This is a genomic window from Vibrio sp. Vb1166 (assembly GCF_033338695.1).
GTDB classification, from domain to species: Bacteria; Pseudomonadota; Gammaproteobacteria; order Enterobacterales; family Vibrionaceae; genus Vibrio; species Vibrio alginolyticus.
Window position 1 is genome coordinate 18513 of the sequence record NZ_JAWOTE010000017.1, and the last position, 24014, is coordinate 42526.

The 24014-nt window shown below is 42.4% G+C and carries 15 protein-coding genes; 13 read left to right on the top strand and 2 right to left on the bottom strand.

The features are described from left to right. The first annotated feature begins 7 nt into the window (after nucleotides 1-7). The 12 genes from traA (R7E51_RS16450) to R7E51_RS16505 all read left to right on the top strand — a co-directional run bounded on the left by traA (R7E51_RS16450) (nucleotide 8) and on the right by R7E51_RS16505 (nucleotide 17924). Complete coding sequence (traA, locus tag R7E51_RS16450; RefSeq protein ID WP_014386714.1) at nucleotides 8-382, top strand: TrbC/VirB2 family protein; 375 nt, start codon at nucleotides 8-10, stop codon at nucleotides 380-382. 94 nt (nucleotides 383-476) lie between these two features. Then, the gene (traA, locus tag R7E51_RS16455; RefSeq protein ID WP_032073022.1) at nucleotides 477-851 is read left to right on the top strand and encodes a TraA family conjugative transfer protein; all 375 of its coding nucleotides are present in this window, start codon (nucleotides 477-479) and stop codon (nucleotides 849-851) included. A gap of 207 nt (nucleotides 852-1058) precedes the next feature. Further along, complete coding sequence (locus R7E51_RS16460) at nucleotides 1059-6479, top strand: Ig-like domain-containing protein (protein WP_101905925.1); 5421 nt, start codon at nucleotides 1059-1061, stop codon at nucleotides 6477-6479. Between the two features lie 155 nt (nucleotides 6480-6634). Then, entirely contained in the window at nucleotides 6635-7339 is a 705-nt protein-coding gene (locus R7E51_RS16465) for a DsbC family protein (RefSeq protein ID WP_014386716.1), read from the top strand. Beyond that, the gene (traC, locus tag R7E51_RS16470; protein WP_014386717.1) at nucleotides 7336-9786 is read left to right on the top strand and encodes a type IV secretion system protein TraC; all 2451 of its coding nucleotides are present in this window, start codon (nucleotides 7336-7338) and stop codon (nucleotides 9784-9786) included. Before R7E51_RS16465 ends, traC begins: the two co-directional genes overlap by 4 nt. Before the next feature lie 17 nt (nucleotides 9787-9803). Further along, nucleotides 9804-10124: a hypothetical protein gene (locus R7E51_RS16475; protein ID WP_041154752.1), complete on the top strand. Its 321-nt coding sequence runs from the start codon at nucleotides 9804-9806 to the stop codon at nucleotides 10122-10124. Beyond that, nucleotides 10121-10636 (top strand): S26 family signal peptidase, encoded by a 516-nt coding sequence (locus R7E51_RS16480; RefSeq protein WP_014386719.1) that lies wholly within the window; start codon nucleotides 10121-10123, stop codon nucleotides 10634-10636. The genes R7E51_RS16475 and R7E51_RS16480 overlap by 4 nt, the downstream gene beginning before the upstream one ends. Beyond that, nucleotides 10599-11867 carry a TrbC family F-type conjugative pilus assembly protein gene (locus R7E51_RS16485; RefSeq protein WP_014386720.1) on the top strand — a complete coding sequence of 423 codons (1269 nt, stop codon included), beginning with the start codon at nucleotides 10599-10601 and terminating at the stop codon, nucleotides 11865-11867. The genes R7E51_RS16480 and R7E51_RS16485 overlap by 38 nt, the downstream gene beginning before the upstream one ends. Then, on the top strand, nucleotides 11864-12568 hold the full coding sequence (locus R7E51_RS16490; RefSeq protein WP_014386721.1) for an EAL domain-containing protein: 705 nt from the start codon (nucleotides 11864-11866) through the stop codon (nucleotides 12566-12568). The genes R7E51_RS16485 and R7E51_RS16490 overlap by 4 nt, the downstream gene beginning before the upstream one ends. A 5-nt stretch (nucleotides 12569-12573) precedes the next feature. Further along, nucleotides 12574-13572, top strand: a complete 999-nt coding sequence (locus R7E51_RS16495; protein WP_395238665.1) for a TraU family protein — start codon at nucleotides 12574-12576, stop codon at nucleotides 13570-13572. Nucleotides 13573-13767: 195 nt separating this feature from the next. Further along, nucleotides 13768-16548, top strand: coding sequence for a conjugal transfer mating pair stabilization protein TraN (traN, locus tag R7E51_RS16500; protein WP_014386723.1), 2781 nt, complete (start codon nucleotides 13768-13770; stop codon nucleotides 16546-16548). Between the two features lie 359 nt (nucleotides 16549-16907). After that, on the top strand, nucleotides 16908-17924 hold the full coding sequence (locus tag R7E51_RS16505) for an IS110 family transposase (RefSeq protein ID WP_206958256.1): 1017 nt from the start codon (nucleotides 16908-16910) through the stop codon (nucleotides 17922-17924). Between the two features lie 328 nt (nucleotides 17925-18252). On the opposite strand, the gene R7E51_RS16510 is transcribed toward R7E51_RS16505, so the two are convergent. Next, nucleotides 18253-20475 (bottom strand): hypothetical protein, encoded by a 2223-nt coding sequence (locus R7E51_RS16510; RefSeq protein ID WP_031812448.1) that lies wholly within the window; start codon nucleotides 20473-20475, stop codon nucleotides 18253-18255. Between the two features lie 420 nt (nucleotides 20476-20895). Here R7E51_RS16510 and R7E51_RS16515 point away from each other — a divergent pair, with 420 nt between their 5' ends. After that, nucleotides 20896-21744 carry a GMA family class A beta-lactamase GMA-1 gene (locus R7E51_RS16515; RefSeq protein ID WP_012774820.1) on the top strand — a complete coding sequence of 283 codons (849 nt, stop codon included), beginning with the start codon at nucleotides 20896-20898 and terminating at the stop codon, nucleotides 21742-21744. Nucleotides 21745-21933: 189 nt separating this feature from the next. Here the strand turns inward: R7E51_RS16515 and R7E51_RS16520 are convergent, their stop codons facing one another. Next, nucleotides 21934-23715, bottom strand: coding sequence for a DUF262 domain-containing protein (locus tag R7E51_RS16520; RefSeq protein ID WP_014386725.1), 1782 nt, complete (start codon nucleotides 23713-23715; stop codon nucleotides 21934-21936). Between the last annotated feature and the right edge of the window lie 299 nt (nucleotides 23716-24014).

Sequence of the window (24014 nt, forward strand, 5' to 3'; positions counted from 1 at the left end):
TAGCAAAATGAACGTCACATCCACATCAAACAATAAAGTCAACCTTTTGTTCTGGGTGGCGTTGGCTCTGGTGATCAGTTTTATGTTTGCCAATCAAGCCCACGCTGGTACAGGCGGTACAGAATTTGATGATATCTGGACCACCATTACTGACTGGACTCAAGGTACGCTTGGCCGAATCATCGCAGGTGCAATGATCTTGGTAGGCATCGTTGGTGGCATCGCTCGTCAAAGCTTGATGGCATTTGCGATGGGTATCGGCGGCGGTGTCGGCTTGTACAACAGCCCTACCGTTGTTGAATCTATCATGACAGCAACTCTTGAAACTGCTGACAAAGTTGCCCCAGTTGCAATTCAACTAAGCAACGGATTAGGTATGTGATTTCATACCTAACAGTACTTTGTAAGTACTTGATATAACGGGCAGTTGAATATCTCAACTGCCTTTTTTAAGATTGAAAATCAGGAAAACAATCATGGAAATCACAAATAAGGCTAACAATAAAGCCAATCTTCTTTTCCACGTCGGTTTAGTAATGATCGTTGGACTTATGTTTGCGAACCAAGCTCACGCTGGTACTGGTGGTACAGAGTTCGATGACATTTGGACCACCATCACCGACTGGACTCAAGGTACACTGGGTCGCATCATTGCTGGTTCAATGATTTTGGTAGGTATCGTTGGTGGTATCGCTCGTCAAAGTATCATGGCATTCGCAATGGGTATCGGCGGTGGTGTTGGTCTATACAACAGCCCTACGGTTGTAGAAGCGATTATGACAGCTACATTAGAGTCAGCTGAAAAAATTGCTCCAGCAGCTATTCAGTTCAGTAACGGCTTAGGGCTATAAGGTCTCAATACTCACTTTAACCCCTCCTTTTATACTTGGCATTTTTGGTTTCAGTCGTCAGAAAATGCCAAGTGATTTCCCTCCCAGAAAAACGCTTTAAAAACGCTCAAATTGGGCAGTTACACAGTCTGTGTATAGCCGATTACTCCAGTAACCTCCTGTATTGGGTTCTTGTAACCCTATTCAATAGCTATTGGAGAAAACATTATGAATAAGTTCAAGCTAAGGCTACCAGTCTTGCTTGGTGCGATGGCCGCAATTGCTGCACCATTAGCTCAAGCGGAATTGTTAGAATACAGCTTTAATACACCTGATGGTGCAGAACGCACATTATCTCCAAGCACCGTTTACGCCAACCCAACAGGGAACATAAAGTTCGCGTTGAGTGCAGGGATCGACCGTAAGGTTAAAATCTCTATCGTAAGGCCAGACGGTTCAGTGGTGAATTCGGCTACGAGTCACCTGCTTGGAGGCGCAGACCGTATTACAGTTAATGGAAAGTCCTATTATGGTGCGGAGTTAGAACTAGCCGCTCCGGGGGAGGGCGAGTACTCATTTAAGGCAGAAATTCTTACGTCTGTTGGAGATTCTGTTCAAACAGATACATACCCAATTATTGTAGATATCACACCTCCTGTTATTTCTGGGGAGATTCAGTGGGTCAGAAGTGGTTTTAGTATGGGTAGTATTGATGTCTTTAACCACGGTTATGCGGGTAAAGAGTTGAGATTGGAAGGGATTGATGATGATAGCGGTATATCGTCAGCAAAATTCTTTACCATCGACTCTTCTGGGCAAAAACGAGAAACGAACGCATCCTTGGATACAGTTCAGGGAGTGGCATCTTTACCTGTCGGCAGTGCAGTCAGTAGCTCGATGGCTCCTGAAAATCAAGCAGAGTATACTCTTGGTTTTTCAATCAGTGACGAAGCAGGAAACCAGACAGAAATCAGTAGAGTTTCAACGATTGATAAGGTTGTTCCCCAGGTCTGGACGGAAGTATTCGATAGTTCCGAAGGCATTTGGAAACCCTACACATCGGGTATGAATGTTTATGAAAACCCTGTTCAAATTCGTTACAAACGAAGAAAGCAGGAACATACTGCATTTAATGGAACAAAATATGGATGGGGAGATACAACCTATGATTCGGAAGATAATGAATTTATTTACCGAAATGTAAGTTTAAACTACCCTCAAAAATACTCATATTTCCATTTCTTCACCCAAGCTGGTGGTTACTCAACACATCGTTACGCAGATTTTAATTTTAATCTAGCTGGTGGGGCTTCTCTTGGTCCTAAACCAATAAAGCTTGAATATCATCTAAGTGATGGTGGGTGGGTCTCAAGTGAAAGACCACGCTACTCTCACCCTTACGTGGTGGATAAGGTCCGTATACATTCAGAAGCAAGGCCATATAACCAGAAAGCTTGGCTTAGTGGTTTTGGAGCTTGTGTGATCCCTGCAAATGAAACGTTTTGTGAGGCTGAGGTCAATGTAAGTAGGACATCAGGGCGAGGATACAGCCCAATTCAGTATTATGTAGCAAAAGAAGATGGATCATTTTCAGTGCATGGTGGGTATCTGTACACATTTTGGGATATGAATCCACCAACAATAGATAATGTCTCTGTTGATAAAACATTAGGCCAAATGACAGTACGGGTTATTGATAATGATAGAGTCAATAACTGGCAGATAAGTCATTGGGACACTAATGTGTTTAAAGCATATGCTGATAATGGTGAAGAACGGATCGAGCTGCCGCGTTCATCGTACACTTCACCTGACTATAAAACTAAAATTGCGACGTTTGATTTTGCTAGTCTGACCGATGGTAACTATTCCCTGTCTGCCGAAGCGATAGATACCTATGGGAACAGTGCTACGCAAAGTTATGGTGAGCAAATCTTAGTCGATAACACGCCACCAACGTTATCTGTCAATGTTACTGATGATGTCCAGTCTTTGGATGACGTTGTTATCAATCTTTCTGATAACTTAGACAGTACACCGAAGGTAACGTCGATTGCTTTAGTCGGCGGTCCGGCGGATGAATCTGTTCAATTGTCATGGCGTGAAGAGTCAAATGGTCGATTCCGTTTGGAATACCCTGTGATGTTCCCTTCGCTGGCAGAAGGTGAGAGTTATACTCTTACCGTAAAGGCTGTAGATAACCAGAGTAACGAAGCGACAAAAGCCGTAGTGTTTAACTATAAACCTCGTGAAATTACGCTTTCAGGCGGATTTAACGGCAATATGGCTATTCCGGCAGTTCCGTATGAGTTTACCTATGCAGACGGTAAGAACATCATCGAAACTGAACCTCTAACGTTAAGTGATGGTTCGGTCGTAACTGGCTCATACGACGTAATGGTGACATTGCGAAGTGATGCTCAAATTCCTTTGGTGGTAAACGGTATTCGAGTTGAACCAGGCCAAACTGCTGACATTATGAAAAATCATAGCTTTGCTTCTACTGGAGGACGATTAAGTATTCCAGTTCGAGCTGTTGATGGTGCAGATGCTGGCACAGCAAGCCTTTTGGTTATGACTACAGCGCCTAACTCACCAGTTTTGGTAGCCAATATCAAAACATGGAAAGCGAGTGAAAGCTTAACGGCCAATACCTGGGAAGTTCGACAAGTCATCGACAACTTCAATGTCCAAGTCTCTGCCGACTCAGGTGTACCATGTCGCTATTCGACGAACCTGCAAGAAGCTCAATCATCAGATCCTATCAAAGACCCTGTATGTTTTGTTGAGTGGGAGCAGATTCCAGATGAAGCCGAAGTGGTAAACAGTAATCGAGTTGCTGGTATATCTGGTCAAGCATTGCAGATCGGTGAACAGGATGTCACTTATGGTGTATATCTGTTTAACGGCGAAGATAAGGTAAAAATCGGCGGCGGTAACAGAAAGCTAAATGTGGTCTCTGCTTTGGGTTCAGTAACTTACTTACCAGAGTCAGATATTGCTCAAGTAGACCGTGTTATCCAGAACTTAAATGTTCAGTTACGACAAACCTCAGGTCCAAGCTGTATCCTGACGATGGATGCTGAAAAAGCCAAGCAAGATGAGAGTGGACGTGTATCCGAAGCGGCGCACAGAAGCTGCTTATTTGAGTGGAAAGAAGTTCCAGAAGGGCTGCTACAAGATACTCGATACGACACACCAACACTAATTGGTTCATTGGCAGAAAAAGCAACGGTTCCTTTAAGTTGGCGCGTTAGCATTTTCTCTCGTAGTGGAGCTCGTGTAGCGTTAGCGGATGAGACCTTTAACATCGAGGTTGTTGACCCAGCGGTTCCTCAAGTTGATCTGATGACCGATTATCACTTCAAGGACAACATCTACATCGTTCCTATGACTGGTGATTATTTCGGTGATGTCCAAGTGAATGCGAAGCCATCAGACTTGAGGGTTTCTATATCTAGGAACAATGAAACACTTGAGTCAGAAGTGCATTCATCCGGTATGGGTACAGCGATGAAGGTGAATCGTCGTATTCGAACAGATGACCGCAAACTGTGGGAAGAAGTAACTTACCAAGTTGACTCTTCATATGAAAAAGTACCTGAAATTAAGAGCACTAAAGAATATCGACTGATTGCAATGCCAAGCAAAGGTATTCGTCCAATGCTGTCAATGGATGGTAATACTGTTCTCGATATCCAAACGCTGAACGTAAAAGTCGATATACGCGATTTGTACCGTGGGAACGACGAATATGATGAAGCAACTATGGGGCAGTGGAAGGTTCGTCTGTCTCGTCAGATCTCTCCAGGAGAGATTGAACCAATGTCAGAATGGGTGGATGCAGAAAACGGTTCAGCTGAAATAGCAGTTGAAATGTCGAAAGTAGACTCTAGCTACATTCGATTTACCGCAGAAGCGAAGCTTGTTAGCCCAGTTGAAGGATATGAACGTATCGAGGCATCTCCAAGCCCAATTTTTGCTACGGTTCTTCGTGGTAACAAAATTGATGGTGAGGTTACAACTCGTCGTTTATCAGGTGCAGCTCCTTTCAATGCCGCTTTTAAGTTAGGTATTGTCGATCGGCTTGATTATCGTTCAGTTGGAGATGTCTTCTGGGAAGTGAGTAATGACGATGGTCAGACATGGAATGAACATGCTACAGAAGAGCGTAGAAAGTACAGTTTCGTAGAGAGTTTCGGTGTTGGTAAATATCTAGTTCGAGCTAAAGTTGTAAACGTAAACTCGGGCTTAGAAAAGTACACTGAAAATGTAGAAATTGTTTCGTATGAAGCGCTTGAAGTTGATGTTCCTGGTCCTGATACGCTCTTGGTGGGTAGTTCTTCTGAATACTCAGCGACCATTATGGATGGCGAGAACGCATTTGATGCAAGTAAAGCTGTGATTGAGTGGTCAGAAGATGGTGGTAAGACTTACACTACTGCGGCTCCACGTATCACGCTAACCAGAGAAGAACCACAACGAGTTAAGCTAATTGCTCGTGTACGTTCGACGATGGCTCCAGAAGATGATGCGTATGCGTATAGCCAGGCCAAGAAAACCGTAGAGTTTAAAGCTGTTAAAGCTCCGCGTATTCGTATTGATGGACCTCGTTTAGTAGAGAAAGACTTTACTTACAAACTAACCGCAGATACTCGACTGCCTTATCGAGATTTGGATGCCGAAGTTAAGGGTTTCTTCACGCTTCCTGATGGAACCATTATTGAAGGCAACACTGCTGAGTACGTTCCAAATCAAGCAGACTTGGATCAAGCTCGTGTTGAAATCAAATACACAGCATGGATCGACGGTTACAAGGAGTCTTCTACATCGGAAACGGTATACAAAGCTCGCGTATGGCAATATGTCTGGCCTGAGTTTGCACTCAGCTACAGAGCAAATGCAGATGTAGCACCAGCTATTGTTAGCGCTTCTGTTCGTCCTGTTGGATTCCGAGGCAAGCTTGAAGAGCCTACCTACGAATGGATCTTACCGGAAGGTGCAAAGCTTAAAGATCAACGAGACACGTCTCGCTCTTTTGAAATCACAGAGCCGGGCGAGCACCTTGTGAAGGTCATTGTGCGCGATGCTCGTGGTAACGAAGCAGAAGCTCAGTTAGCGATAACGGTAGGTCAAGCTGAAAACTATAAGGTAGAACTAGAATACTCAGGTTCAAATAAGCTAGATCGTGAACCTCTGGATGTTTTGGTTCGTCCATATATTGAAGGTGGACACCCAAGAGACCGAATTAATGTGATGCAGTACACCGTTAATGGGAAGTCTCTTGAAGACACTGGTCGTTATGGAAGAATGACGCTTGACGCGGGAGAACACACAATTAACTTCCGTATTAAGTCTGAAATGGGCAAAGAAGTGGAGAAAGAGTTGAAGATAAAAGTTATCGAAAACCAAGCTCCGGTTTGTTCTATCGACCACAGAGAAAGTACATTCGCATGGCTTGTGTATGCCTCATGTGATGATGTCGATGGTCGTGTAAAAGGATTTGAATGGACGCTTAATGGTGAACCTGTTGCCTCTTCATCACGAAGATTGACGATCAGCAAACGCAGCTATGATGCAATGCCAGAAGTTACTTTGACTGGTATAGATGATGCTGGTGGTCGCAGTGATCCTGTGACCCTTCAATAAAAGTATGACTATCTAAACCAAGCCCGGCACTCGCCGGGCTTTTTTGTCTCTCCGCTCTAATTGACCAAACAGGGCAACTACAGATGCAGGCTTGTATCCATATCCCGAATAAACTGCCAACTGATGAAAAAGTAACTGACGGTTAAAGGATAGGTATGTTGAAACAAGCAATAGCACCAGTGCTCATGCTGCTTAGTACTGTAGCAACAGCGAAAGATTTTACTGCTGCTGATGTGCAGAAAGCAGAGGCAAAGATTACTGGAATGGTTGAGTTGCCAATTTATGGCATCAATGCAGTAGAAAGTGACGGTCAAATCGTGTTTTTGTCAGAGAATGGACGCTTTGTTATTTCAGGACAAATCTACGATCTCTGGCAAAAGAAGCCTCTCAGTACGTTGACAGAAATGCGCGATGTCGCTGACCGATTTAGGCTACGTGACATGAATGTCGATATAGATGCGATGAATGTGGCAAAGCTTGGGACTGGCCCAAAAGAAGTAGTGGTCTTTGTTGACCCTCAGTGTGGTGCCTGCCACCAGCTAATGGAAGAGGCGAAAGCTCTTAAAGATGAATACACGTTTAAGTTTGTCGTGATACCTATTCTTGGTGATAAGTCAAACCGTTTAGCTCGCGCTCTGTCTTGCATAACTGACCAAGATAAAGCGTTTGAAGCGCTTAGCCAAAGAAAGCTTGGTTCCTACCCAACATCATGCAGCAGTAAACGTCATGATCTCACTCTGCTTACCGCACAGTTACTAAATATTCGAGGTGTTCCTTATTTGATTGCACCTGATGGGCGAGTCAACGCTGGCCGACCACAGAATATGGACCTGAAAACATGGCTGGAGAGCGATAAATGAACATTATTACGATAAGAAAAAAGCTCCAAGAAAAGCTTATCCCAGAGCATTTAAGAGCTGCTGGGATTGTCCCCGTGCTTGCGTACTCAGAAGATGATTACACCTTCTTGATGGATGATAAAAGCATTGGCTTTGGTTTCTACTGCCATCCTCTATGCGGGGCTGACGAAAAGATTCAAGAGCGTGTTAATGGTTTTATGAACCAGGAGTACCCGGCCAAAACCACCATGCAGTTTATCTTGTTTCGATCTCCTGACTTAAACCATGAAATGTATCGAATGATGGGGTTACGTGATGGTTACAGAGATGATCTGTTGACCTCTTCAATCGAGCAGCGAATGGAGTTTCTTCAAAAACATACGACCGAGAGAATGGTTGCCAAATGTAAGAAAGGAACATTTGATCTTGGTCTAATCCACGACCTAAAACTGTTCGTCACCGTAAAAGTGCCCATCAAACATGCCAATGAACCGTCTCAGGAAGAACTAGACTCTCTGGCAAACCTACGGACTAAAGTTGAGTCTTCACTAAGAACGATTGGTGTTCACCCTGTCCCCTTAACTGCTGTCGGTTACATCAGAACAATGAATACCATGCTCAATTGGGGGCCTGAGGCATCATGGCGAACAGATGGTTGCGATTGGGAAACAGACAAGCCCATTTGTGAGCAAATTTTTGATTACGGCACAGATTTGGAAGTTGATAAGAGCGGTCTACGTTTAGGCGATTATCACGTTAAGGTTATGTCTGCGAAGAAAATGCCCGACTCTTTCTATTTCGGTGATGCAATCACCTTTGTTGGGGATCTCAGTGGGGGCAACTCAGCTATTCGTGAAAACTACATGGTCGTGACAAACCTGTTTTTCCCAGAGGTTGAAAACACCAAGAATGCACTTGAAAGAAAACGTCAGTTTACAGTAAACCAAGCATACGGGCCTATGCTGAAATTTGTTCCAGTACTTGCTGACAAAAAGCATGACTTTGATGTTTTGTATGAGTCATTAAAAGAAGGCTCAAAACCTGTCCGTGTAAGTTACTCATTGGTGCTTTTTGCTCCTACAGCTGAACGCGCTCAAGCAGCAGCAACAGCGGCGCGTAACATCTGGCGCGAGAACCGCTTCGAGATGATGGAAGACAAATTTATCTCGTTACCAATGTTTATCAATTGCTTGCCATTCTGTACCGACCGAAAAGCCGTAAAAGATCTGTTTCGTTATAAAACCATGACCACTGAACAGGCATCAGTTCTATTACCGGTATTTGGCGAGTGGAAAGGGACTGGCACTTTCCACTCTGCATTGATTTCTCGTAACGGACAGCTAATGAGCTTGTCTTTGCATGATAGCGACACGAACAAAAACTTAGTGGTCGCAGCGGAATCTGGATCGGGTAAAAGTTTCCTTACCAACGAATTGATATTCAGTTACTTGTCTGAGGGGGCTCAAGTTTGGGTTATAGACGCAGGTAAGTCATACAAAGACCTGTGTGAACTGCTGAAAGGGGACTTTGTGCATTTCGCCGAAGGCTCCAACATTTGTTTGAACCCATTTGAACTGATCACGAACTGGAAAGAAGAAGAGGATGGTGTTGTCTCTATCGTCAAAGCTATGGCATCCGAGAAAGGCTTGTTGGATGAATACCAACTCGCAGGTTTAAAGCAAATTATGAACGAGCTCTGGGAAGTTATTGGCCGTGATATGACTGTAGACCACATCGCTGATAAGTGTTGTGAGTCTGATGAGCAACGAATTAAAGACATCGGTCAACAGCTATATGCATTCACATCAAAGGGTAGTTACGGTAGCTACTTCTCTGGTTCGAATAACGTTAACTTCCAAAACCGTTTTACAGTCCTGGAGCTTGATGAGCTACAAGGCCGCAAGCATTTACGTCAGGTTGTTTTGCTGCAAATGATTTACCAGATTCAGCAGGAAATGTTCCTCGGTGAACGTAACCGTAAAAAAGTCGTCATCATTGATGAAGCATGGGATCTGCTTAAAGAGGGTGAAGTTAGTACATTTATGGAACACCAATACCGTAAGGCAAGGAAGTACGGTGGAAGTATTGGTATTTGTACTCAGTCGATCAACGACCTGTATGAAAACCCTGTGGGTCGCGCTATTGCTGAGAACTCAGCTTCCATGTACCTACTTGGTCAGACAGAAGAGTCAGTAGAATCCGTAAAACGAAGTGGCCGTCTGTCTCTTTCCGAAGGTGGTTTCCATACCCTAAAAACTGTTCACACCATTCTAGGTGCTTATTCAGAAATCTTCATTAAATCAAAAGCTGGCATTGGTGTTGGCCGTTTGGTTGTAGGTGATTTCCAAAAACTACTTTATTCAACAGACCCGGATGACATCCGAGATATCAATAAGTATGTAGATCAGGGCTTAAATATCACTGACGCAATACGTCAAGTAATGCATCAACGTGGCATGGCCGCATAACTAAAAAGGAAAGGATGATGAACTTTAAATCAATTTTAATTGCGGCGTTGTTAGGTGCAGCTGGTGGATTTGGTGGTTCTTATTACTTCATGGTCAAAGAAACCGCAGCACTTCATGACCGATTAGCGTTAACGCCTCCAGTAGTTGTTGTGGATTTCACGAAAATTGCGAGCTCATACCCATCCGGAGCTGATGAGGCTGAGATCGAACAATTGATGCTTAAAACAAACAACGCAATCTTCAAACTCAAAGAAGCGGGGTACTTGATTATTGATGGTGCCGCTACTTTAGGTGCCCCTGAGGATATTTATTTACCTTCGGAGGTAATACTGGAATGAAGCTCATTGTTAGAAAAGAATCTTGGAAGCTATTTGCTTTAAAGGCTGCAATTGTACTTGCTCTTCTTTGGGTTGCTGGGACGTCCTTTGCGGGACGTTACCGAATCGGTTATGACCCTCAATTAGAGCGATGTTTACCTAATCATTCTGTCTACCTTATCGACCTAAAAGATAAAGAACTCCATAGAGATGCTATTTACGCCTTTTCAGCAAAGGGTATGGAGCCACTTTATGATGATGGAACAAGGATGTTAAAAGTCCTTTCAGGGATGCCAGGCGATACTGTTGAAGTCAATAAAAACTGGGAAGTTGTAGTGAACGGAGAGGTTAAACAAGTAGGGTTACAACTGGCTAATAAGTTGAATGTTCCTGCTAGTCATTTCTTTGGGAAAGGTGTTCTTCCAGAGAAACATTATTGGTTTCTCGGGGAAAGTATATCGAGTTTTGATTCACGCTATTGGGGAGCTGTAAAAGATGAGCAAATCATTGGCCGCGCATATCCGCTTTTCTAAATTGTCTGTATTAGTTGCGGCCCTCATTTCAAGTTCTGTTTTTGCTAGTAACAGTCCTCTAACTAGCGAGGATATGGCTATCATCGAGCAAGGAAGAGAGTTGGCAGAGAAGGCTCGCCAAATGGAAGAGCTTCCTGATTGGGCGAAGAATAAAAATCTAGATCAATCTCAGGTAGAAGCACGTCAGTTTTTTCAGCAATTACAAGAATCTGACCCCACGCTGAAAGCAATGGCAGAAAGACAGGCCGAAAAAAGTGTCTACACAGGGCACTCCACTCTTATTTTTGCATCTTACTCATTGGGAAAAGAAGGGCTGAAAGACGTCCTTGATACGGCATCAGGTGAAGATGATGTGGTAGTGGTTTTCCGTGGAATTCCGGATGGTATGAGCATTGGTGATGGCATCAAAGCTGTTCAAAAATTAGCAGAGCAAATGGACCCAGTGCCTAATGTCGTTATCAACTCTGTTTTGTTCCAAAAACATAATGTCACGTCAGTACCAACAATAGTCGTGCTTGAAGAAGAAACTAAGCCTGGACACGATCCCAAAGAACTCGCAAAAGTTACAGGTTTATCGACGCTGGAGTGGATAAGAAAAGAGGTGGATGCTGGTGAGTCTGGCGACTTCGGAGTTCGAGGTCCAGCAGTTGAAATTGCGGAGCAAGACTTTATCGAGAGAGCTAAAGCTCAACTAGCGGGTATTGACTGGGAAGAAAAGAAAGATCAGGCAGTAAAGCGGTTTTGGCATAACCAGCAGTTCAACGAAAGACCACGGGCACCACGATATAGAGAGCGATTGCTTGACCCAAGCATATACCTATCGAAGGACATAAGTACCGCTGAGGGAGTTGTGTTTGCTCGTAAAGGTGAGGTTATAAATCCACTTTGCGCTCACGGCGAAGAGTGTAAGCCGGGAACTCGTCAGTTTACTCAGGCCGTTATCATTTTCGACCCTTTAGATAAAAAGCAAATGGAACTGTTGACTGAACTTGTCCCTAAAGTGCAGCAAGAACGTGGGGTTCAAAGAGTCACATATATTGCTACTCAGTTTGAGCGCGATAGTGGTTGGGATTCATATAAACATGTTACGGACACAGTTGACGCTCCTGTTTATCTGCTTACGCCGGATGTAGTTAATCGCTTCCAAGTCGAGTACACGCCAACAGTAATTACAGCTCAAGGGAATAACTTTTTGGTAAGGGAATTTGATGTTAAGGAGGCTGTGGAATGAACCTGATCCCTGCATTTCAGACGATTACCTCAAATGGTAGCAATACTGTTGGAGCAGAAGTACTTTCTAGATGGCACCATCAAGGTCAAGTCTATGGTCCAGCAGACCACAAAACACCGATTAATTGGGGTATGGTGGATTTAGAGATAATGAAATCTCTGATTCCCCTTGTCCCTGTTATCGAAAGGCTTTACCCCAGTATTTTTATTAACGTATCGCCACAGACATTGAGCTTTTCAGACATGCGAATGAAGTGGTTCAAATTGTTGAAAGAGCTTACAGATAAAGCCCCATTCCAAGTAGTTATAGAAATCACGGAAAAGGTAACACCAGAACAGTTGGATAACGCATGGTCCTTACTTAGTCAGTTCAATGTTGCTTTAGCTATGGATGACTTTGGAGAAGATCACTCATCAGTTAGTCGCCTAACATCTTACTCTTGGCAATTTTGCAAAGTTGAAATAGGACAATTGAAGGGTTTGGCAGGTAACGCGGCGGTTCAGTATTGTCGTCTTAACAACATAACACCGATTGCAGAACGAGTTGAAAGTGTAGCTCAATCAGAAGTGGCAAAACTTCTTGGATTAGAGTGGCAGCAAGGTTTTTTGCATGGCAAACCCGTCACGTTCGACCTTGAAGTGAACTCATTAATAAAACAAGCACAAGTATCTGAGCCAGTTAGAGTTGGAGTTATGTCGTGAATAAAATATTGAATTCAATTTTATTAGTGGCCCTATTTGCCTTGGCGGGGACTGCTAAAGCTGATCCAGGATGCCAGAATGCAGAAGTCATTGGCCCTAAACTTTTTACTGATATCTGTTGGTCATGCATATTTCCGATTCGAGTGGCAGGGGCAACAATGAGCGGAGGTGGTGGTTCTTATCCGTCTGATGCAGTTGGGAGCCCTTTGTGTGCTTGCCAAGATAACAATGGGATACCACGACCAGGTGTAACTACGTCAATGTGGGAACCTGCTCGTTTGGTTGAATTTCAACGAGTTCCAGGGTGCTCTTCTGTGCTTAATGGAACTAGATTCCCCTTTGACAGAACGTTCCAAGGTCATCATGGAGAAGGAACGATGGACGGTGGTGATGGCTCATTTATGCATTATCACTTTTACGCCTTTCCTCTTATGACAATGTTGGAACTGTTCGTGAAGAAGACCTGCAATGCTGATGGTTACTCTGATTTAGATATTATGTACCTGTCCGAGTTAGACCCTACTTGGAACTCTGATGAACTTGCATTTTTTACTAATCCCGAAGCTGCTGCTGTCGCTAATCCTATAGCAGCGGCAGCATGTACAGCTGACGCTGCGGCTGCGAGTATTGGTAAGCCTCTCAAGCAGTTGTTTTGGTGTGCAGGTAGTTGGGGGTCAATTTACCCTTTAAGTGGAAACCAAAATGGTGGAAAAGGGGTGATCAAAGACAGTAGTCTACTTGCAACCCGTGTTCTAACAGCTTTGCATCGTCGAGGTTTGTCATGGAAGACGATGGGTTCTGATGCAATGTGTAATGGTGTCATAAGCCCAACATTACCCAAAACACAATACAAATTTACCTTATTGCATCCAGTCGCAGAAACAAATTCTTCACATGTTATCGGAGAGTCAACGTTAACGTGGGGGATAGGGAAAACAATTCCAGCAATAGGTCAAGATCCTATTTACACGATATGGCGCTGGAATGATTGTTGTAATAACTAAAGCTCAACAAAGAAATCACTAATAACTAGCCCCGTTTTGGGGCTTTTTCTTTATATGGAGGACATGAGCAGCGTAGGTAAACGACCCCAGTGTTGTCCAAAATGGACAGTTCCACAGTCTAAAGAAACTCGGTCGGGCGACTATCATGGCGATATATGTTGAGGGGTAATAAGAACGGGTTACAGGAATAAAGTAATGAGAAATTATACAAGGTTGATGAGGGCTGTCGCTTCTCTGCTAATAGTGACAACCCCTTTCTTGCCGATACATGCCTATGCTAACGGCAATAGCGCTAGTGAGGCAGGACGAGAAGCGCAAGTTTTAGCAAATGATTTAGTGTCTTCGTTCAAGTCCGCTCCAGGAGGAGTTAACAACGGAAATATTAGTTTTCCAACACTTGAAAATGGTCAATTTCAAAATGGTGGTGGAACTATAAATGTAAATGATTTATTTCCGGGTACAAGCAGCTCCAATAGTGACCCTTCAAGTTATTACTTCCCAGATGGAAACCCGAACTTAGGTGAACTAGAAGGTGTCTATAATGACAACAATGGTATGGATTCTATTGGTGGTAATGCAAAAAGCTCTCTATGGAGTGATGCTAATAGTGGGAGCCCCACCATATCAGGAGCAGCCTACAAAGTTCTCTTGGATGCAACAAACCAATCAAAGCCTGATTTCAGCAATGACCCCTTGATGAACCTTAGTAAGAAAACCTATGAAGACATTGATGTGATATCAGAAGGTTTTGGTGATTGTTCTGCTGAAACAATCATTAACAACAATACAATTGCAACGCATATACCAGATTATAGAACTTGTGAAAGGGTAACGGATAAAAGTGCCGATTGTGAAGTGTTGCATGAGTATGACGCTGAAATCATAAAATACCATGATGGCCCATTTAACATTAAGCCGTGTGGGGATGATTGTATTGAACTTTGGATCGGTAAAGTTGGCGATAACTACTGGTCAGGCTGGTGTACAATCTATGAGCAGGCAACACAGGTTAGAGTTGATAATCCTGATGCAATCATTTCAGCGACACTAGAATATGCTAAGTGGGATGACTATATGCAAGTATTAGTAGGTCCTCCTGGCAGTGAAAACAAAGTATGGCAAGGTCCGAATAGTAACTTCCCCCCAGAAACTCCCGGTGCATGTGAGCTAAGTACAAGTTGGCAAACTAACCCCAACACTGATGTGACGTCTCACTTTAAAAACACAAAACCAGGCGATGTGGTTAGTTTTAAAATCAGAGTTTCTGTTGCTGGTAATGGTGAAGGTTTTGGTCGGATAAAAATTAAGTACGATCGTTCAAAAGCAGTATTCAAAGACACATGGACCCCGCAGAGTTGTCTCGATGCAGCTGTAGGTATCCGAGATGGTTTTGCTTCTGGTCAATTCTCTTGTATTGAGCAACCATCTGATGTAAATGCGTCTGGTTGTGTAGTAAAAAATGGATTTAAAGTTTGCGAGGACATGTTGAGTGAGCCTCCTTTGCCTGGGATACCTAAGTTATGCACAAAAGTCAGAGTAAAAGCTGACTATGACTTCTACAAGGGGCAAATGGAGTGTTGGACTGACCCACAAGGAGAAATACAGTGCCCAAATAATCAAGGTGGCAACCTTGATTCATGTAAGGTTCTGGAAGATAACCCGCAGTGCGGTTTTGTTAGTTCTAAGTGTGTGGAAGGTGCTCAGGGAAGTTCAGGAACATGTTATGTGCAAGAAGATACCTTTGATTGCGGGACGGATGTTGATGTACCTACTTTAGACAAAGAAACAAACTTTACATGTGGTGGGCCAATAAAATGCATGGGTGACGAGTGCTTAGACGTTAATAAGACACAAAGTACCGACTTTGCCAGAGCTGCCGCACTGCTGAATGCTGCTCAGTTTATGACACAAGATATGGCGTGTACTGGTACTGATGGTAACGATAACCCAACAGGTACAGAAAACGTTATTTGTAAGGCTTTTGGTGGCGATCCAGGTGAATGTAAAAAAGCTGTTGGGGGGGCTCAGGATTGTTGTGAGAAACCAAGCGGCCTATCTATGGGAGACTATCTGACTCTTATGATGTCAGTTCCTAAACTGGATGGTGCCATTATGTCACTGGATAACGGCAGTGCAATTAAAGGTGCTTATCAAGCCATCCGTGATCCAGCCATTAGTGGTTGGACCGAAATCACCAAGCCGTTCACTTCATATATTGAGAACATTACAGGTGCGATTGACAACTTTACTAAACCAATCACTGACTTGGCAAAAGAGGCAATTCAGGCTCTCAAAGATGAAATCACCAAAATAACCAGTAAAGCTCTAGGGAATGCATCTGCATCAGGAAGCGCTGGTGTACCAGCTGGCGCATCGGAAGGTATGATGGAGCAAATGGTAGGACAACAGGCAGCGAGTGTACTAAGTGGTATTATGGCCGCGTATACCGCTTATGTTGTGGCTATGATGATCATTCAAATAGTTTGGAAGTGTGAAGAAGAAGAGTTTGAATTGAATGCAAAAAGAGCATTGAATAGCTGCACTAAGGTTGGTTCATATTGCAAATCAAAAGTGCTGGGAGCATGTATCGAAAAACGCGAAGCATACTGCTGTTTTAGCTCTCCACTATCACGAATTATTCAGGAGCAAGTAAGACCTCAGTTAGGAATGAACTTCGGCCCTGCAAAAGCTCCTCAGTGCGATGGTATTCCACTGGATCGTTTATCTGAGATTGACTGGACACAGGTAAATCTGGATGAATGGTTAGCTTTGCTGAGAGTTAATGGTCACTTTGACGATCCTGCTGGTATGACTTTAGACCGCCTTACTGGATCTGGTAGTGCGTTTAATGTTGATGGAACTCGACTTAATGCTCAAGAGCGAGCTGAGGAGAGATTGAAGGGGTCTGATCTCGATAAAACAAGAAAAGATGCGGGAGACTCCATCCTTCCAGATACAGGTGCTCCAGGTTATTAAAAAGACCAGTTGTATACACATTAAAGGCGCTCCCATTTTGAGCGCCTTTTTTCTTGTTTGAAATATTCGCTGAACCTGTTAGATTAAATCCATGAGGTTTGAGCGTTTCCCTCCTCATACACCCTTACGATTTAATTCTTCAAATTAGTATGAGAGAGCCAACTTAACAATGCTTTTCTCACTATTTTCACATTTTTGGGTAATTTGGCGAAAAAACCATAGAAAGGTGAAAATTTCCGCTTCTAAGATTCACACCTTTCAGTGTGTTCAAATCAACTGAGCGAAACTCATTAATTAGATGGTACGCCCCACACCTAAACTACACTCAGCATAGTCGCTGAACTTCGGGAGGTGCCATCATGTCAGCTATCAAAACAATCGGTATCGATCTTGGTAAATCTACATTTCATTTAGTTGGTCACGATCATTCTGGTCAAGAGCTTTATCGGCATAAGTTCTCCAGAGTTAAACTGCTTGAATTTATCTCTGCACATGAACCTGTAACTATAGCAATGGAAGCCTGTTGTGGTGCAAACTGGCTAGCTAGACGCTGCCAAGAATTTGGCCATACGGTTAAGCTCATTCCTCCTCAATATGTTAAGCCATATGTTAAAAGCCACAAAAACGACTTCATTGATGCCGACGCCATAGCCGAAGCGGCGACAAGACCTAAAATGAGGTTTGTAACGCCTAAATCTGAACAGGCGCAATTAGGAAGTGTGATTCGGCGAATTCGAACTGGCTACATTAGGGAAAGAACGGCTGTGATGAACCGAATTTCCTCAATTCTTGTTGAGTTTGGTTTCAGCTTTCCTCGCGGTCATGCAAATATGAAACGGCTTTTCCAGTGGCTTGCTGACACTGGGCAATCAGTTCCTCCGTTACTTATTCTTGAGTTACGAGAACAACTCGAACATTACAATCACCTCAATGAGAAGATTAAAGAGCAAGATAAGAAGATTGAAAATCTTAATCATGACAATGAGCTATTTACCTTGCTGCAATCTATACCTGGTATCGGCCCAATGACTGCTGCTTGCTGCCTGTCAGCGGTGTCCAATCCGAAAGACTTTTCTAGCGGTCGTAATTTTGCTGCTTGGATAGGCTTAGTTCCATTTCAATATACAACAGGAGGCAAGCCTAAACTTCTTGGAATATCGAAACGGGGTAACAAAGAACTGCGAGAACTGTTCGTTCATGCAGCAAGATCTGTACTGTGGAGAGATGCTACTGCGGAGAAATATTTTGGCACCTGGTTACTAGACTTGAAGTGCCGTAAGCCATTCAATGTGGCTTTAGTAGCATTGGCAAATAAGCTAGCCAGAATCGCTTGGTCGGTTATGGCAACTCATAAAACTTTCGAGATCAGAACATAAATCAAGTTTGCATATGAAAAAGAAAGATGACAAAACGGTTAGACCACCAGATTGAAAACCTGTTGTCCAGAACAGCAACTAGAATGCTTTCACATTTTTGAGGACAATCTGGCGCGGATCTCATCGTGGAGCTGAGGCTAAAGAAAAAGTCTCAATTAGACTCCGAATACATTAGCGCAAACCAGCTCCGTTATTTTGAATTTTCACTTGCAAAACGGGGCGTACCATACATTTTGGACAGAAACGAGTCAGATGATTTACCTCTTGATAGGTTGGTTTACATTAGAAAAAGTATCTCCGTTTATTCAGTTACGCTATTTTTTCCGAACTATTTATCATTAATATTTAGCTTAATTGCTTCAATTGAATACTTAATCTCCTCTCGAAGCTCATTTGTTAAGTGGTTGTTGCAAAATGTTTCAATAGCACAATGAGAGTAACTGTTAATTCTTCTTTCTTTTTCGAAGCGACCCAACATTCCTAAATACTCCAATCTGGTCAAAGCGTTAGTGAAAACCTTATGATTTCCAGAAAATTCATTTATTTTTTTGTCAATTAAGCCTCTATATTGAGAGCTTTCATTATTAACTGAAATTATTGCAGATGCACAAATGGATTTTGCCAGTAATCCATGATCACAGTTTATTGACGCAGCATTAAAGCCTACTTTCAAAATATTATCGACCAAAAATGATATAGTATCTGAAGAGTCTATCAAGTGATGTAGATTAAAAAGTGAACTCATGAAACCATAGGTATCGATCCTACGTAAAACCTCTTTATCCTCTCTTATTTCGCATAAGGCTATAATCTCTCTGTTAACTACCTCATAGACATCATACCTTAACTGACAGTCAGTCTTTTCATCGGTGAGTTCCAACAAGATTTTTAGCATAGTCTCAGACAAACTATATAAATAATGAAATAGGACTAAATTCTTTTCTTGATCCAGTTTGTAAAGCTCCCCTCGGTCATTAAAAGTCAATTTAAGCCACAAACAAATGCCTTTAATTAGCGATGTTACCAGACTCCGATATTTATCTGGTTCACTGGAAAGTATGCTTGCTTGTTTAGCTAGCCTGTCGGATAAAGAATTTTCTCCAAATCCATAAAAACCGTTTACAATTCCTAGGTCAAATGAAGTCATCTTCTCTTGATTCAAATAGAGCCGACCCAGAGAGTGAATACTTTTTGATATACTCTGAATTGCTGTTTCAACCTTAGAATCTTCATTTAATATCAATAAAAATACTATGTCACCGTATCTTCGCATAACATCGTTTATTACAGTGATATCCCCATTCGCTATACTCAAACTACCTAGCAACCTCAGCGATTCATCAAGCGGTTGTATGTTGTCATGCGAAGCTGTTTCTAATAGCCCAGTAGCTAACCTACCAACAGCGCTGGAAGCATTTATCATCACATCATTATTTTTTAAGTGAATTGAATCCTTGACCGAAGAGGTGAAATAATGGATCGCATAATCAATTTGTTGCCCCAAACGATACCCATGTTGCACATTGTAAAAGTTGAGAACCTGAGCTAACTGTGAATAAACGTCAAAGCATATATCAACCCATTCTTTATCATTCGCTTTAATAGCTTCAGATGCACTGTAGGCTATCTTCGATAATACATGGTCAAAAACTGGCTCTGACTCGATGCTCGTCCTCATATAAGGTGAGCCTTCAATAAACGTGTTCTGCCTAAACTGAATATACTTGTCAATAATATACACTACTTTTTTCAGTGTATTTCGAGCTACTATGTAATCATTCAACTCAGTGTAAACCTTCGTCATTGCACACAAACTGTCAATAGAGTTAATAACGGACTGCTGATGCATCGGATTACTTTTACATAGTTCCCACCTTTGAGAATTAAAGTTTTTATTCGTAAGGCTTTCAATGGTTGGGGGATCTTCAGTTCGTATTTTCCTTTCAATAGCCTTTCCCCATCGTCCAAGGTTTGAGCTGACCTCAGATGCTATAAGCTCTACTTGCTCTATAGGGTTAATTAGTTGTATTGACCGTTTATAAGAAAAAAACAAAAGAAAAATAAATAGCACCACAGCCCAGAGCATGAGCGTTGCGTATTGACCAGAATAACCATCAACAATAAATAGCGAAGTTACTATAATTGAAAGTGATATTATAAGGCAGAATAAAAGGTATCCGAGTATCTGCTTATCAGCACTAAATCTATAAAAGTCTAAATACCTCAATCTCTGAAGATTAGCCTGAAGAGAGAACAATAGTAAAGAAAAGACTATTGCAGTAAATCCAAGTAGTCCCCCACCGATAGTAAGTGATATAGCTTTTAATTGTTCAACTGAAATCTCACCATTTAGCAAAGACGATGCTTCTACTGAAACCTTAAAAGCAATTAAGGACATTAAAACTAAAAGCACTCCCTTTTGCTTAAGGGTATAGTTTCTTAATGAGTAAAAAAAACTTATAGCGCGTGCCTTTTCTAGTCTGGCTAACCGAACGACTCCCTTCTTTTTGCTATCAAAAAAGTCTTTGCATCTTAATATTAATAAAGTCACTGTTATATCCACTCCGTTGCATTACAATAACTTACAGCAAAAAGCATAGCTTTTCATCCATACTCAACAGTTCTTCACTCTGAGGTAGGAGGTTGGTATTGCAAAAAGTAAGTAAAATGATGGCTTGACAAAGTAGGTTGAACAATCGGGTCACAACTCACAATGGGGCAGTTTCGTGCCAGCGAAGTGCTCTCTAGCACGTTGATGGACAGAAATGAGTTATTCACAACTTATAGTTGACTTATGCGTATGAGATTCAGATAGCGCTTCCTTCATCCTAAGTCGAGCAGAAAATAACGCTCCATAAACACACTCATCTTTTCATACAAACTTAATATGACCCGCTGTTGATTTATATCTTTCGAGCTGTATTATTACGCTCCGTAAATTCAGTCTTATTACATAAATAGTCGAGTTATCATGAAAAAATCAATCTTACTTTCGAGCTGTTTGTTCATTTCTTTTTTATCGACCGCTTCAACATTGAACGACTCGCTCTATTCTATAGAACAACGCACCTTGGGACGCATAGGTGTATCAGTTTTAGATTCAACGGATCAACAATGGCACTATAAAGGGAATGAAAGGTTCCCTATGATGAGTACATTCAAGACATTAGCATGTGCAAAAATGCTACAGGACTCTGATAGAGACATTTTAGATATAAGTACAATGGCGCCAGTAAAATCCGATGAACTAATCGCTTGGTCACCAATAACAAAAAACATGGTTGGCAGTTCAATTACCATTGAAAATGCTTGTGAAGCTACGATGAAGACTAGTGATAATACTGCTGCAAACATAGTCTTAAAGCACATCGGAGGCCCACAGGGTGTCACTGCTTTTCTACGTTTGATCGGAGATAAAGTAACTCAATTAGATCGTTTTGAACCTGAACTAAACCAAGCCAAAGCTGATGACCTACGTGATACAACGACGCCAAATGCGATGAATAAGACCCTATATCATATTTTATTCGAAGATGTATTAGCTCAAAATTCAAAAAAACAACTTAAGGAATGGATGCAAGGGAACACTGTTTCCGATTCTTTACTCCGTTCTGTTTTACCAAAAGGGTGGTCTATTGCAGATCGTTCTGGTGCGGGAGCTAACGGTTCGCGCGGTATTACAGCAGCAATTTGGACTGACGAGCGCGAGCCATTAATCATTAGCATCTACCTGACACAAACCAACCTTTCTATGCCAGAACGTAATCAAGTTATTAATGAAATTGGTAAGGCTATTTTCGAAGAGTATGCTGTCAAATAACTAGATGAGATTGTCATACTGTTGACAATAGATATGCCGTAGAGAACAAAATGGGGTTGTACGGCATATTGACCACCTTCGTTGCTTGGTTATAACTCATTTTGGGGCATTTTTGAGTCATGAATAGCGGTAAATAGATGCATTCACCGCCATCTTGGTATGAGAGCTACTCTCTTACCATTTGGAGCATTAGGCTGGGTTGGTGATCTCTCCAGTTTCAGAGACAGGCTCCGCCATGTTTGGCTGTTCCACGTCAAAAAGTTTGCATAGCTTAGTTTTCATCAGTGCTCGCCGACAGTCAAAATATGTCTCAAAATCATCAAACTGAAGAGATAGCTCTGTAGGGATGTAATTTTGGTCACGATATAACGATTCATTTGTTACCTCCTCAGCAACCCATTGATTCAACGCTTTCGCTTGCTTTTCGACATTCTCCTGACCTTCCAGCAGTTGCAGGTTTGGCAATAGGTCGCGTTTGCTCTGCCAGTCGCGAATAGCTTCTTCTTCCAGTCCCATGCTTTCCAGTTTTGTCCACTTAAAGCCGGATGCAGGATGCATGTGATCTTGGTGAAAGTTCACCTTATCCAATTTAAGATCGGGATAGAGGAGTGACAGCACCATGAAGGTAAATGCCCCTTTTGAGCGTTCCAGTAATTCGTCAATATCGTCGTGATCAATGGTCAGTTTCTTACCACCGGCAAGTCGGGTGTACTTGAATTTGCCAAAATCAAACATGTTTGATTTTAACAGGTAACCCTCATCCCCTTTTTGGCGCAAACCTTCACGCAGGCCATTTAAGGCCGTGTCTGCTTGACCACTATAAACCTGCTTGAGTAAGCTGTGTATCACCAGTTTATGTAGTTGACCTTTAATCTCTTGATTAACAACACCGCCTTTTAGTAGATAGTAGGCAATGGGGGTCGCTGCATAGTGTGAGGACAATCGTTTCTTATTAAAACCAAAGTCACGGAGCATGACTGCTGTTCGCTTCAGCGCCTGACTGATGTCCGTCCAGCGATGCTTAATGACCTCGATGGTCTCTTTGTTAAACGACCGGACTTTAAAGCTCATTGGTGCGTCGACAAGGAACAAGCAGGTACGCATCAAAAAGTCAGTGTTGAAGCTAAACAATCCGTCTTCCCCATTCAGTTCATCCAGCAACTCTTCGATTTGCTCACGTCCGTTTTCCCAGTGTGCAACAAGGGTTGAAAACAGCAGATCTGATTTCGACAATATGTTGCCACCACTGTTTACCCTGACAAAAATATCCAGAATTTCATCTAGATCTTTGCCGGTTACTTTGAAATAACTTATCAAATCGGGTTGATACATCTTTCGCTTCAACAGGTCGAGTTTTCGTCTTGCTACACTGCGCTTAGCGTTAAGGTGAGCAGCCCCATCGTCATTTTGATCAAGAAGTGGGTCTAAAATATCATATGGGTCGTCATCCGCCGTATATTCGAGGATGTCCCTTACTCGGAAGTAATATCGATCAGTTGAGCTTTCACCAGCTTGTTGTTCCGTCAGGAAACAAAATTCGTATTCATCAGCATCGCCCAGCAAATTCAGGTAAAACTCCCGTTTGGGGTACGAGGAATCCTTGGCTCTTTTGGCATACTTAGGGCGACTTTGATAAATACCTTGCAACGCTATGTACATCGAGCTGATGCGCTGCTGCCCATCAAGAACACCTGTTATATCGTGCGGAAAACTATAATTCACCAATGCATTCTTTGAATCACGTTCATGATAATTTTTTAGAAATTCGTAGAACGTATAGTCATTCGCATTGCCTTGGTCTAGCTCCCAAAACAAGAAAGTGCCGATGGGATAATCACGCATGATAGAGTCAAAAAGAGTGCAGATTTTCTCTTCCCGCCACACAAATTTACGTTGAATTGCTGGCAGGTAATATTTGTTCTTATTGATTTCATCAATCAAATCTGAGATTGACAGACTTGCATAAGCCATGTGATTTACTACCTTGTCTTGTTTCAAAATTCAGTTCAGCAACGCGCTGATGGCTGTTCAGCCATTTTTGGAGTCAAACGTAGATGTTGTGTGAACAGTGCAGACCATAGTTGTTGCTCTACACCAATTAGACGTAAGCAATAGAATAACGATAATAACCTAAATAAATTTTACTTTACAATCACTTAAGCATGAGAGATTGTAACTCGTTGTGGCTTATACCAGAAAGCCGCATGGGCGTGTGATGTTCTCTCGATCATCTAGACACTTTACATACATGAGTAAAATTAGGTCAAATG

Coding starts and splice junctions, on each gene's coding strand:
- traA (WP_014386714.1), top strand. CDS start 8: ATGAACGTCACATCCACATCAAACAATAAAGTCAACCTTTTGTTCTGG.
- traA (WP_032073022.1), top strand. CDS start 477: ATGGAAATCACAAATAAGGCTAACAATAAAGCCAATCTTCTTTTCCAC.
- R7E51_RS16460 (WP_101905925.1), top strand. CDS start 1,059: ATGAATAAGTTCAAGCTAAGGCTACCAGTCTTGCTTGGTGCGATGGCC.
- R7E51_RS16465 (WP_014386716.1), top strand. CDS start 6,635: ATGTTGAAACAAGCAATAGCACCAGTGCTCATGCTGCTTAGTACTGTA.
- traC (WP_014386717.1), top strand. CDS start 7,336: ATGAACATTATTACGATAAGAAAAAAGCTCCAAGAAAAGCTTATCCCA.
- R7E51_RS16475 (WP_041154752.1), top strand. CDS start 9,804: ATGAACTTTAAATCAATTTTAATTGCGGCGTTGTTAGGTGCAGCTGGT.
- R7E51_RS16480 (WP_014386719.1), top strand. CDS start 10,121: ATGAAGCTCATTGTTAGAAAAGAATCTTGGAAGCTATTTGCTTTAAAG.
- R7E51_RS16485 (WP_014386720.1), top strand. CDS start 10,599: ATGAGCAAATCATTGGCCGCGCATATCCGCTTTTCTAAATTGTCTGTA.
- R7E51_RS16490 (WP_014386721.1), top strand. CDS start 11,864: ATGAACCTGATCCCTGCATTTCAGACGATTACCTCAAATGGTAGCAAT.
- traN (WP_014386723.1), top strand. CDS start 13,768: ATGAGAAATTATACAAGGTTGATGAGGGCTGTCGCTTCTCTGCTAATA.
- R7E51_RS16505 (WP_206958256.1), top strand. CDS start 16,908: ATGTCAGCTATCAAAACAATCGGTATCGATCTTGGTAAATCTACATTT.
- R7E51_RS16515 (WP_012774820.1), top strand. CDS start 20,896: ATGAAAAAATCAATCTTACTTTCGAGCTGTTTGTTCATTTCTTTTTTA.
- R7E51_RS16520 (WP_014386725.1), bottom strand. CDS start 23,715: ATGGCTTATGCAAGTCTGTCAATCTCAGATTTGATTGATGAAATCAAT.